Annotated in this window: 12 protein-coding genes; 11 read left to right on the top strand and 1 reads right to left on the bottom strand. The window is 47.4% G+C overall.

Annotated features, from left to right (window positions below; all coding sequences use genetic code 11):
• Nucleotides 1-18 precede the first annotated feature (18 nt).
• From BMW31_RS03460 to BMW31_RS03410, 11 genes are all read left to right on the top strand, one after another.
• Nucleotides 19-651, top strand: a complete 633-nt coding sequence (locus BMW31_RS03460) for a DUF4141 domain-containing protein (RefSeq protein WP_091821426.1) — start codon at nt 19-21, stop codon at nt 649-651.
• Between the two features lie 3 nt (nt 652-654).
• The gene (traJ, locus tag BMW31_RS03455) at nt 655-1,707 is read left to right on the top strand and encodes a conjugative transposon protein TraJ (RefSeq protein ID WP_091821074.1); all 1,053 of its coding nucleotides are present in this window, start codon (nt 655-657) and stop codon (nt 1,705-1,707) included.
• Between the two features lie 21 nt (nt 1,708-1,728).
• Nucleotides 1,729-2,352 carry a conjugative transposon protein TraK gene (gene traK / locus BMW31_RS03450; RefSeq protein ID WP_091821072.1) on the top strand — a complete coding sequence of 208 codons (624 nt, stop codon included), beginning with the start codon at nt 1,729-1,731 and terminating at the stop codon, nt 2,350-2,352.
• Between the two features lie 9 nt (nt 2,353-2,361).
• Nucleotides 2,362-2,697: a TraL conjugative transposon family protein gene (locus tag BMW31_RS03445; protein ID WP_091821070.1), complete on the top strand. Its 336-nt coding sequence runs from the start codon at nt 2,362-2,364 to the stop codon at nt 2,695-2,697.
• Nucleotides 2,663-3,988: a conjugative transposon protein TraM gene (gene traM / locus BMW31_RS03440; protein WP_091821068.1), complete on the top strand. Its 1,326-nt coding sequence runs from the start codon at nt 2,663-2,665 to the stop codon at nt 3,986-3,988. Before BMW31_RS03445 ends, traM begins: the two co-directional genes overlap by 35 nt.
• 60 nt (nt 3,989-4,048) lie before the next feature.
• Nucleotides 4,049-4,966, top strand: coding sequence for a conjugative transposon protein TraN (gene traN, locus BMW31_RS03435; protein ID WP_091821423.1), 918 nt, complete (start codon nt 4,049-4,051; stop codon nt 4,964-4,966).
• A 7-nt stretch (nt 4,967-4,973) separates the two neighbouring features.
• Nucleotides 4,974-5,555: a conjugal transfer protein TraO gene (locus tag BMW31_RS03430; protein ID WP_091821066.1), complete on the top strand. Its 582-nt coding sequence runs from the start codon at nt 4,974-4,976 to the stop codon at nt 5,553-5,555.
• Nucleotides 5,555-6,400, top strand: coding sequence for a toprim domain-containing protein (locus tag BMW31_RS03425; protein WP_091821064.1), 846 nt, complete (start codon nt 5,555-5,557; stop codon nt 6,398-6,400). Before BMW31_RS03430 ends, BMW31_RS03425 begins: the two co-directional genes overlap by 1 nt.
• A gap of 27 nt (nt 6,401-6,427) precedes the next feature.
• The gene (locus tag BMW31_RS03420) at nt 6,428-6,892 is read left to right on the top strand and encodes a DUF3872 domain-containing protein (protein WP_091821062.1); all 465 of its coding nucleotides are present in this window, start codon (nt 6,428-6,430) and stop codon (nt 6,890-6,892) included.
• A complete protein-coding gene (locus BMW31_RS03415; protein WP_255404802.1) occupies nt 6,889-7,398 on the top strand; it encodes a glycoside hydrolase family protein in 510 nt (169 codons plus the stop codon). The genes BMW31_RS03420 and BMW31_RS03415 overlap by 4 nt, the downstream gene beginning before the upstream one ends.
• Before the next feature lie 361 nt (nt 7,399-7,759).
• Nucleotides 7,760-11,314: a hypothetical protein gene (locus tag BMW31_RS03410; protein ID WP_143049140.1), complete on the top strand. Its 3,555-nt coding sequence runs from the start codon at nt 7,760-7,762 to the stop codon at nt 11,312-11,314.
• Nucleotides 11,315-11,452: 138 nt separating this feature from the next.
• Here the strand turns inward: BMW31_RS03410 and BMW31_RS03405 are convergent, their stop codons facing one another.
• Complete coding sequence (locus BMW31_RS03405; RefSeq protein ID WP_091821058.1) at nt 11,453-12,658, bottom strand: IS256 family transposase; 1,206 nt, start codon at nt 12,656-12,658, stop codon at nt 11,453-11,455.
• Nucleotides 12,659-12,724 lie beyond the last annotated feature (66 nt).

Below are 12,724 nucleotides of genomic sequence, written 5' to 3'. Positions count from 1 at the left end.
ACAATGACAGAAAAGAGAATGAAAGCAAGGACAATCATCCTTACGGTCTTGTGCCTGCTGATGTCCGCAGGCAGGGCGAGCGCGCAGTGGACGGTCATAGACCCGTCCAACATCGCACAAAGCATCATCAACACCACCAAGAACGTGGCCCAGACCACGACGACGGCGCAGAACATGGTGAAGAATTTTCAGGAAACGGTCAAGATTTACGAGCAGGGAAAGAAATACTACGATGCCCTGAAATCCGTGAACAACCTTATCAAGGATGCCCGCAAGGTGCAGCAGACCATCCTGATGGTGGGCGACATCAGCGACATCTACGTGGGGAGTTACAGGAAGATGCTCCACGACGACCATTTCACCGTGGAGGAACTCACCGCCATCGCATTCGGCTATGCCAGACTGCTCGAAGAAAGCAATGATGTGCTCAAGGAACTCAAGAACGTGGTGAACATCACCACGCTCTCCATGACGGACAAGGAACGCATGGACGTGGTGGACAGGTGCTACACGAGGATGAAGCGTTACCGCAACCTTGTGAGCTACTACACGAACAAGAACATTTCCGTTTCCTATCTCCGGGCAAGGAAGAAGAACGACCTTGACCGTGTGATGGCCCTCTATGGAAGCAGGAACGAAAGATACTGGTAGCCTATGGACTTCGAGAATCTTCATCAGGTGCTGCGGTCGCTCTATGACGAGATGATGCCGCTCTGCGCGGACATGGCAGGCGTTGCCAAGGGCATCGCCGGGCTGGGGGCACTTTTCTATGTGGCTTACCGTGTATGGCAGGCGCTTGCCCGTGCCGAGCCCATCGACGTGTTTCCCATGCTCCGCCCCTTCGCCGTCGGCCTGTGCATCATGTTCTTTCCCTCCATCGTGCTGGGCACGCTCAACAGCGTGATGAGTCCTATCGTCAGGGGAACGAACGGCATGTTGCAGGAACAGACCTTCGACATGAACAAGTACAGGGAGCAGAAGGACAAACTGGAATATGAGGCGATGATGCGCAATCCAGAAACCGCCTATCTCGTGAGCAACGAGGAATTCGACAGACAGCTCGAAGAACTGGGCTTCTCACCCGAAGACCTCGTGACGATGACGGGCATGTATGTAGAGCGCGGGGCCTACCACATGGAAAAGAAGATCAGGGACTTCTTCAGGAGCATCCTTGAACTGATGTTCGAGGCCTCCGCCCTCATCATCGATACTCTCCGCACCTTCTTCCTCGTCGTGCTGGCGATACTCGGACCGGTAGCCTTTGCCATTTCCGTATGGGATGGTTTCCAGTCCACCCTTACGCAGTGGATATGTCGGTATGTACAGGTCTATCTGTGGCTGCCCGTCTCAGACCTGTTCAGCACCATCCTCGCGAGGATACAGATACTGATGCTCCAGAATGACATCTCCGAGTTCCAGAACAACCCGAACTTCTCCATAGAGGCAAGCAACGGGGTGTACATCGTCTTCCTTATCATCGGCATCGTGGGATACTTTACCATCCCCACCGTGGCGGGATGGATCATACAGGCCGGAGGCATGGGAAGCTACAACCGCAGCATCAACAACATCGCGGGGACAGCCGGCAAGCGCGTATCGGGTGTTGCAGGAGCGGCGGCAGGGAACATCGCCGGACGCGCGGGACATCTTGTCAAGGCTGCTGGGTCGAAAGTCATGGGTGCGGCAGGAAACCTGCTGAAACGTTGAACATAAAACTACAATGAACAAATGGAATTCAAGTCTTTGAAGAATATTGAGTCGTCATTCAGGCAGATACGCCTGTTCGGCATCATCTTCGTCCTTCTCTGCGCGGCAATCGTAGGCTACTCCCTCTGGAGTTCCTACGACTTCGCGGAGAAGCAGCGTGAGAAGATTTATGTCCTCGACGGTGGCAAGTCCCTGATGCTTGCCCTGTCGCAGGACCTCTCCCAGAACCGCCCTGCCGAGGCACGGGAACACGTCAGGCGCTTTCACGAGCTGTTCTTCACGCTCTCTCCGGAAAAGAGCGCCATTGAGAACAACATCAGGCGTGCCCTGCTTCTGGCGGACAAGAGCGCATACGACTATTACACGGACTTTGCCGAGAAAGGATACTATAACCGCATCATTGCCGGCAACATCAACCAGACACTGAAAGTGGACAGCGTGGTGTGCGACTTTGACAAATATCCCTACGATGTGAGGACATACGGCAGGCAGCTCATCATCAGGACGAGCAACATCACGGAAAGAAGCCTCGTCACGCAGTGCCGTCTGCTCAATGCCGCACGGTCGGATGACAACCCTAACGGATTTACCATCGAGGGGTTCAACATCCTTGAAAACAAGGACATACAGACCGTCAAGAGATAAGGAGGGCTTATGAAGAAGAAGGAAATCAGCAAAAAGATGTGGCGCGGCTTCTGGAAGGCATACGACCTGAGGAAGAAAGCCATTAAAGCGGTAAAGGCCTGCCATGACAGCCTTTCCATGAAGGCAAGGAGGAATATCATACTGGCCATGCTCGCGTTATTCGCCCTCCTTGCACTCTATACGGCGGGCAAGTCTCTTTATAACCTGCTCCATTACACGGAGAGGGAGCAGTTAAGAATCGAACACATGGAGAGGCTGGAAATCATCGATTCCTCTCCAAGGAAAACAACCATCAAACAATCCAAGAACTATGACAGAACAGAAAATGCAGGCAGACCGGCCTGAAAAGGAGAAGCTGCCGTTTACCGAAGCGCAAAGGCAGAAACGGATGAAGATGATAGCCTATCCGCTGATGGGCCTGCTCTTCATCGGGTCCATGTGGCTGATCTTTGCGCCCTCTTCCAAGGACAGGGAAAAGGAAGGCAAGGGGTTCAACACCGAGATGCCGACGGCTGACGGCACGGACATCATTGCCGACAAGAAGAAAGCCTACGAGAAGGCAGAGGACGAACAGAAACAGAGACGGCGGGAGGATGCCCTCCATGACCTCGGCGCGCTCTTCGGAGACAACGCGGGGAAGGTGGATGGCACGCCGGACGACTTCACTCCCGCACGGGAAGGAGGCAGTACGGCATCCCCCGTTTCAGACCGAAGGGCAGGACACGGGACTGTCCGTTCATCCATGATAGCCTATGAGGACATCAATGCCACTTTGGGCAACTTCTATGAACGGTCCGGGCAGGATGCGGAAAAGGAAGAACTCAAAGGCAGGGTCAGTGAACTGGAGGAAAGGCTGAAGGCCGAGCGAGACCGCAAGTCCTCGACCGAGGAACAGGTGGCACTGATGGAGAAGTCCTACCAGCTGGCAGCCAGATACATGGGACACGGTGGGAACGGACAGACACCTCCTGCCGTTGCCCCGGAGCCTTCAACGGTGGAGGAATCCAAGAAAGGAAAAACTGTTTCTGCCGTGCGGCAGGTAGCCCATCAGGTCGTCTCTGCACTCGGACAGCCCGTATCTGACGAGGAGTTTATCCAGCAGCATTCATCCGACCGCAACTACGGCTTCCATACGGCCGTGGGCACAAAGCCTCTTACGGACAAGAACACCATAGCGGCATCTGTCTATGGCGACCAGAGCGTGACGGACGGACAGACCGTCAGACTCCGGCTGCTTGAACCGATGGCGGTCGGGGACAGGATTATCCCAAAGAACTCGGTCGTCGTGGGTACAGCCAGAATACAGGGAGAGCGGCTTGCTGTCCAGATAACCTCCCTTGAATACAGGGGCATGGTCATCCCGACGGAGCTTGCCGTCTATGACACGGACGGACAGGCAGGGATTTTCATTCCCGGCTCTATGGAACAGAATGCGGCAAGGGAAATCGCGGCCAATATGGGCGGCTCGCTCGGAAGCAGCATCAACATCTCGACCAATGCGGGGGCACAGCTTGCATCAGATATGGGGAAAGGCATCATACAGGGAACGAGCCAGTATATTGCCAAGAAGATGCGTACCGTCAGGGTGCATCTGAAGGCCGGCTACCGTGTCATGCTCTATCAGAAGCCGCAATAGGTACAGGAAAGGAAACAATCATCACTTTATCCAACAAATTAAAATCACAGCAAGATGAAAATGAAACAAATGGCAATGGCGCTGGCCCTCCTTCTGGGGGCAGCCGGCGTGGAAGCGCAAGTGCCGGAAAAGGAAAACGGCAATGTGAGGATGGCAAGGGAAATCCCCTTTGACCGCATGATACCGCCACACGAGCTGGAAGTGTCCTATGAGAAGACCGTCCACCTGCTTTTCCCTTCGGAAGTGAGATATGTCGATCTGGGCTCTCCCAACATCATCGCGGGAAAAGCCGAGGACGCGGGGAACGTCATCCGGGTGAAGGCAGCGGTGAGGAACTATAAGGGAGAGACGAACATGTCCGTCATTACCGAGGACGGGGCTTTCTACTCGTTCAATGTCCGCTACGCGGAAGAGCCGCTCATGACGAACATCGAGATGAAGGACTTCATCCATGACGGGGAGGCGGTAAACCGCCCGAACAATGCCCGGCAGGTCTATCTGAGAGAGCTCGGCAGCGAGAGCCCGTTACTGGTACGCCTGATCATGAAGTCCATCTGGAAAGAGAACAGGAGGCTCGTGAAGCATATCGGGAGCAGGCGTTTCGGCGTGCAGTTCCGTCTCAAGGGCATCTACGCCCACAACGGGCTTCTCTATTTCCATACGGAAATCAGGAACATGGGAAGCATCCCCTTTGACATTGACTACATCACATGGAAAATCGTGGACAGGAAAGTGGCCAGGCGCACGGCCGTGCAGGAGCAGGTGGTACTTCCCCTGCGGGCACAGAACAACGTGACGAGTATCGCTAGATATTCCAGCGAGAGAACGGTCTTTGCGATGCAGAAGTTCACCATTCCTGACGACAAGCACCTCGTGGTGGAACTCTGCGAGAAGAACGGGGGAAGGCACCAGACCTTCACTATAGAGAACGAAGACCTTGTCCGTGCGTGCAATATTGAGGAACTGACCATCAAATAGCAGGAAGATGACAAAGTTATTTCCTATTCTTACCGTCCTGTTCTGCCTCACGACAGGGCAGGCAGACGCGCAGAGATGTCTTCCCGGGATGAAAGCCCTTGAAGTCCGTGCCGACATGGCTGACGGTTTCTATCATGGAAAGGGAGGCGACAAGGCCGGATATGCCTTCGGCGCGGCGCTTTCCACCTATGCCAAAAGTGGAAGCAAGTGGACCTTCGGAGCTGACTACCTGCAAGTGCATCATCCCTATAAGGCGACACACCTGCCCATAGCGCAGGTAACGGCAGAAGGAGGCTATTACCGCCTGTTCCTGTCTGATGACAGGAAGAATGTGTTCTTCTACATCGGCTGTTCCGCATTGGGCGGCTATGAAACCGTGAACTGGGGCAGGAAACTCCTTTCCGACGGTGCGACCATCCTTGACAGGGACGCTTTCGTGTACGGCGGCGCATTGACATTGCAGGCTGAGGTCTATCTCTCAGACCGCATCGCCCTTACGGCAAGCCTAAGGGAGCGTTCCCTGTGGGGAGGACACACGGGACATTTCCATACGCAATACGGTGTCGGACTGAAAATCATGCTGGACTGATGGACGCGCGGCAGATGAGAGAGATTCCCATTGCGGACTTCCTGAACGCAATGGGGATTCATCCGGCCAGACAGAGAGGGAACGCCCTGTGGTATTCCGCTCCGTACCGAACGGAACGGACACCTTCGTTCAAGGTCGATACCACCAAGAATGTCTGGTTCGATTTTGGGACGGGAAAAGGCGGCGACATCTTCGACTTGGCAGGAGAGTTTATCGGAAGCGGTGATTTCCTCCTGCGGGCGGCTTTCATCGCAAAGAGCGGAACGTGTCCGCTACCCATAATGGAACGTCCACAAAGAAATGAAGAGAAAGAACCCGTCTTCGAGGATATTTGGGTACGCCCATTGCAGGACAGCAAATTGCTGGGGTATCTGAGGGAGCGCGGCATTTTTGCCGATATTGCCATAACCAACTGCGAGGAGGTCCGATACCGGGTACATGGCAAGCGGTACTACGCCATCGGGTTCCGTAACAAGGCAGGAGGATGGGAGCTTCGTAACCGCTTCTTCAAGGGCTGCATACCACCCAAAGACATATCACTGAGGCGTAACGGCTCGGACGTGTGCGCCGTCTTCGAGGGATTTATGGATTACCTCTCCGCCATGCAACTCGGCATCATTGCTTCGGACTGGCTTGTCCTTAATTCCGTTTCCAATGTGGAGAAGGCACTGAAAGTGCTTGGCGGCTATCGAAGGATAGATTGCTATCTCGACAATGATGATGCGGGACATAGGACATTGGAAAGGCTGAGGGAAGATTTCGGGGAGAAGGTCTTTGACCGTTCCTCCCTGTATGCCGGTCACAAGGATTTGAATGACTACCTGCTCTCACAAAAGCAGGACTGAATGTATAACGATAAAATGTAACAAACGATGAAAATAAAAATATTAAATACGATTTGGGTAATGGGAGTGCTTACCCTCGCCATGTTTTGCCTATCTGCTTGTGATCACGAGCTGGATATTCAGCAGGCGTACCCGTTCACGGTAGAGACAATGCCCGTCCCCAAGAAAATAGCAAAGGGGCAGACGGTCGAGATACGGTGCGAACTCAAAAGGGAAGGACACTACGAGGACACAGGCTATACCATCCGCTACTTCCAGTACGAAGGTAAGGGTATGCTGAGAATGGATGACGGGACGGTGTTCAAGCCCAACGACCGTTATCCGCTGACCAAGGAAGTTTTCCGACTGTACTTTACTTCCGCTTCTGCCGAAGCTCATAACTTCATCGTGGTCATAGAGGGAACGGACGGCAATTCCTGCCAACTGGTCTTTGACTTCAACCATGACGGGGAGGACCGGAAGGACGATGCAGGGAATAAAGGGGAAGGATGATGTGGAGAAAGACTTTGACCAGATGGCTGTGCGTGTATGCATTCATTGCCGTACTCCTGCCGGCTGAAGCGCAGAAGACGGCATGGGAGAGGCTTTCAAGGTTTGACAAGGCTGTCCTCTGCGTCAAGTATTTTGAAGGGTGGCACGGCCGCCACTATCCCTATATAGGGTATGGGCACAGGCTGCTGCGTGGAGAAAGGCTGTCTCCCAATATCTCGGAAAAGCAGGCGGACTCCCTGCTGCGTTCCGACCTTCTCGGTCGGTACGCCCTTTTCCGCCGATACGGGAAGGATGCCCTGCTGCTGACCGTTCTCTCATACAATGTGGGAACGGGAACGCTGCTCGGATATGGCAGACATCCCAAAAGCAAACTCATCAGAAAACTTGAGCGGGGAGACAGGAATATCTATCGTGAGTTTATCGTGTTCTGCCGTTATAAAGGACAAGTCCTCAAAAGTCTTGTCAAACGACGAAAGATAGAGTTTGCCCTGTTTTATATCCCCTGATTCTCAAATTACGCCTCTTGCGACATTTTTATGTTTCGCAAGGGGCGTTTTCTTGCCAATTTATTCATCTTTCTCGTTATGAATGAGTAACTTTGCTAAATAAATTATTATTTGAATGTATGTGTCGAAAATCAATACATGAGATATTTATTGAAAAAATGAAATTTTTAGTAGAGAACTTCCTTTTGTACTGAAATAGAGAAGGGATTAAAACAAGAAAGAATATTTACTATAGTAAGAGAAATAAGTATTTCAAGTTCCGCAAAGAGAGATTGTGTTTCTATTCTTGCTGGGTAAAACAGAGTTTAATGAAGCTGTGTCAAGTCAGCTGCGGAATATAAAAGACGACAATAAAGATAATATGGCTATATATAAAGAAGGGAAATTGGCAGGAATTGTTGGATACAAACAATTGTACCCAAATGGAGAAATGTATCCTCTCGAAAAACTCCTTGCTGGATTACCGCGTATTTGGGCTATCAGGTTAGTATCGAATATGCAGAATAAGTTGGTTGGTAAACTTTTCTATAATCCTGATTTTAGAGATGAGAAAACAACTCAGATTGATGTGCCGAGATTCTTTTTTGGTCCCAATAATTTAGACCAGTTACTTGATGTAATCCATAGGTATAAAGCCTATTTCACACGGGAGACAGACAGAAAGCAACAACCGATGGAATATGCGACAGGTAGCGAGACACCGCTTCTTTTGCTGAAATACATTATGGCGATGCAGGAAAGTGATGGCTCTGATAACATTGCGCAACTAGAGAAAAATCTGTATACAGCATTTTTGATAGCCAATGAAATTACCTTCAACAGAAATCAAGGTGAACCACCATACAAGCAAGAGGATGATTTGGAACTGTTTATAGCCAGTCTTTTGATGTCAAGGTATGCGTATAATGACTTTATAAATCGGGAATCAGATATTAAAGAATTGGTGAGGAATCAGAATGTCCGAACTGTCAAGTTCTTCAATTTTGTGTCCCAGCACCCTCAACTCAAAGACTTATATGATGAATTTCTAAAAGTATACGGTCTTACATCATGGGAATATTATTTGAGAACATATTGGAGCATTTTGGCTTTAGCCAGAGATAAAACCGGTGTTATCAACTTTGAACGACTTAGGGATGAGGACGAACTATTATCAGAGCAGATTGTGAGTAAAGATTCCATTGACATTCATGAAGTCATCTCCTTAGAAGATAATGTGGACTATCAAACTTTTAGAGAGAAACCATTTATTAAGATAGTACCTCACGAATATGCTGTCATAGATGTTTCATTTATGATTTATAGGATGTTTGATGGGCTATATTTCATATTCAATGATTTGTGGAAATGTAAGCACCCTGATAATATGCAGGGGTTTAATACGATTTTTACAACAGAGTTTTCGGAAAAGACTATATTAGCAAATTGCCTGAAAGAAGTAACTAACACACATGGATGGTTTTCGCTTGCTGACGACGAATGTAGGAATATAGTTCCCGAGAAGAAGTTGAGTTCTCCTCCAGATTTTTATATTCGAGACGGAAAGAATGTTATACTGTTTGAATGTAAGGATGTCAAAATACCCAAAGAGGTCAAGGCAGAAGGAACCATTCAGCTACTCTTGAATGAAGTTGACAAAGACTTTGTAGGCTATCTGGATACTAAGAAAAACAAATGGCGTTATAAGGGTGTAGGACAGCTTGTTAGGAATGCTAAAAGGATTTTGGAAGGAGAATTTGCTTGGGATAAGAACATAGATAAAGATAGCAGAATATTCATGGTTCTGGTATTAGCTGATGCAAGACAGGTAGACGCAGGGTGGAAAAACTATTTAGATAGAAAGATGCGTGAAGAGTGCATTCGTCAGAAAATAGATTACAATAGAATATGCCCACTGATATTAACGGATTTGGGAACTCTTACTCTTTATAAAGGCAACTTTAAGAAATACGGATTCCTACAATACTTTATCAGCTACTATAAAAAAACAACTTTTAATCCCTCGACAATTCGTATTGGTGATATGATGACAAATATTATAAATCAGACTATGTCGTTCAGTAGGTATATGAATGGTGAAAAACGGTTGGACGGCGAAGACTTGAGAACAGATGTATTGAGCGCAATAACCAAACAACCTAAACAGCTAGGAAACCACTCTTATGTCACAAAGACGGTGGAATACGCAGATTTGTTTGATGACAATGCTACAGAATCGGTGTCGTACCTCAATGGCATCAACAAACGGTGGTTGATTGAAGGTGTTGTTCATATGATAAGTGTAGATGGTTTTGATAGTTTCTCAATGAATGCAGAGCATGGGCTACTGGTTATGTTTCAAGATTATCGGGGGAAGCCTGAAGTCAAACGACTTTTCCATCGATTAAAAGCACAAGAAGAAAAATATAAAAATGCTTGGCTGACTTTGGTTAATCATCATGCACTTTTTAGTCTTCTGACAAAAATACTGATGTTACCCAATGAAAGAGAAGGTATAGGTGAGAGTTTTGAGGCATACGAAGCATTGCTGAAAGCCATTTTGGCAGAGAACAATATGGAGATGCAACGTGAAAAGGAAATCTTGGCAAAGATAGGTGGTGATACGGATATTCGGAATGCAAAGATTATTATGCAACAGGATATATTGAATATTGACCAATTTGGAGAAAATAAAAAGGAACTGGAAAAAGCTCAACTCTTTAAGTTTTTGGCATTGAACGAATTTGGGAAAGAATACAAAGAAGTGGGCGATGCCATCAGAAGGGTGGTAAATAAGCATGGATTCCAGAACGAGTTTAGCTATATGTTGTTGGCGCAAATGCCTCTGGCAGTCTACCATGATAAAGAGAATTTTAAGGAAGGACTTTATTATATACGCCAGCAAGATTATGAACAGACAAAATCATTGCAACTATGGAATAAATTTGTAAAATACATTTCAGACAAATGTATTGATATTTGGGATACGGATAAGATGAGTACAATCTTTACTGAGCAGGAATTGCTTGACAATACATGTTTTAGAAAGTACCCCATACTAAAAATGTCAGAAGAGGAATATCTAATAATATCACAGCCGTACTATGCACATTTATTCTTCGATAGTTTTTGGTGGAGTGTGAAAGAAGAATTAAAACAGGTTCATTCAGAGAAAGCCCTTATGAACTTGCTGACAAAAGAGTTTTCAGAGAAAAAACTATTCTATAAGTCAGTTAAAAACATGATAGGTAACAAGCGTATTCAAATCTACAATAATCATTGTTTTGCGGCACAACAATCAGCACCAGATATTGCTATCAAAACACGACATCATTTGTTTATGTTTGAATATAAAGACATAAGGGTTCAGAGAAAAGTTGCAGATGGGGGAGATATGAATCTAATGATGGATTTTATTGATGATCGTCTCAATAAAAAGAAAGGTGAAACTGGTGGAAATAAAGGGTTGCCACAATTGGTAACCAACATGGAGGATTTCTTTACGGGGAAATCCCCTTGGAAAGAGTATTATGGGAGGGGGAAGGTAGTAGTACATCCAATAATTGTTGTTAATAGCCGTTTATTTGGTGTGCGTGGGATTAACTACATAATGCAGCATAAGTTGCGCCAGCGAATACTTGAAAGTGAGATTTTACAAGAGCATATTGATAAAATTGGAGATTTGTTGGTAGTAGATTATGACATGATGATATTAGTTGCATCATATTCGTATAAAGACTTTAGAAATTTCCATAATCTTCTGTATAGTTACCAGACTTATGTGAAAAAAGGACAAGATATAGTAAAACAATGTACTTCCTATCGGTATTTTGTGATGAATAAATGGGAATTGGAAATGACAGAGAAAGATAAAAAAAGGTTTGGACATAATTATAAGAAAGTGATTAAAGCTATGCTTGGAGTAAAAAATATATAAAGTGGATGGGATGATTCAGAGCAGATGGTAGTGTAAATAGAACTGTGTCAAGGTCATTTTCCTTATTATATTAACCTCAGATGAGGAACACGCTTTTTAATCGTGTTTTCCAAATGAGGAGCCTTTCTGGTTGCGAAGTTACATAATTTCAAATCTATCTCCAAATTTTATTGCCAATTGTTGTGAGATGAGTGCCCAGTTCGCAAGGGGCATGGTCCACTTTTCGCTGACATTACGATATGCCAGATAGACCAGTTTCTCCAAGGCTGTATCAGATGGGAATACGCCCTTGTTCTTCGTAACTTTGCGTATCTGGCGGTGGTAGCCTTCGACGGTGTTGGTCGTATATATGAGACGTCGGATTTCCTTGGTGTACTGGAAGAACTCCGCCAAGCGCTCCCAATTGTCACGCCATGACTTGATGACGATAGGATACTGTTCGCCCCATTTGGCTTCAAGGTTGTCAAGTTCCGTTTCCGCAGCCTCTTTGCTGACGGCTCCATAGATACGCTTCAGATCTTTCAGAAACTCCTTCTGGTGCTTGCTGCCAACATACTTGATGGAATTGCGTATCTGATGCACTATACAGAGTTGAACGGCAGTATGTGGGAATACGCTTTGGATAGCATCAGGGAAGCCCTTCAGACCGTCCACACAGCATATCATAATGTCCTCCACGCCACGGTTCTGCAAGTCCGTAAGCACCTCAAGCCAGAAGTTGGCTCCTTCGCTCTTTGCGACGTACATGCCAAGTAACTCTTTATGACCCTCCTTGTTTATGCCCAGAACATTGTAAATGGCACGAGTGACTGCACGACCTGCATCATCCTTGACCTTGTAATGGATGGCGTCAAGCCAGCAGATAGCATATACGGCATCAAGGCTACGCGACTTCCACTCTTTAATCTCAGGCAGAACACGGTCGGTTATCGCACTGATAGTCTCTGCAGACAGTCTGGTGTTAAACTCACGCTCAAAGTAGCGGCTAATCTCACGGGTGCTTGTACCAAAAGCATACATGCCAATAATCTGGTCTGCCATCCCTTCTGCAAGAATCGTCTCACGCTTGCGGACAGTCTGGGGATCAAAGCTGCCATCACGGTCACGGGGAGTCTCAACGGTCACTTCACCATATTGTGTCTGAACTGTCTTGGACATCTTCCCGTTACGCCGATTGCCAGACTCACGGGATTCTACACTCAGGTGAGCATCCATCTCACCTTCAAGAGCTGCATTCAATATACGCTCCAACATCGGTGCCAAAGCACCGTCTTTTCCAAATAAAGGCTTGCCTGTACGTAATTGCTCGGCTGCCAACTTGTAATCTATTTCTTCGTTTGCCATCTTAAAATAAACGTGTTAAACTACTTTTTTATTGGTGCCTGACACAGTTTACTTTACACTCTCGAG

This window comes from Prevotella sp. kh1p2, from assembly GCF_900111525.1.
Lineage (GTDB): Bacteria > Bacteroidota > Bacteroidia > Bacteroidales > Bacteroidaceae > Prevotella.
Note: the sequence above shows the minus strand (reverse complement) of the source record. Positions and strands in the feature narration are given on the sequence as shown.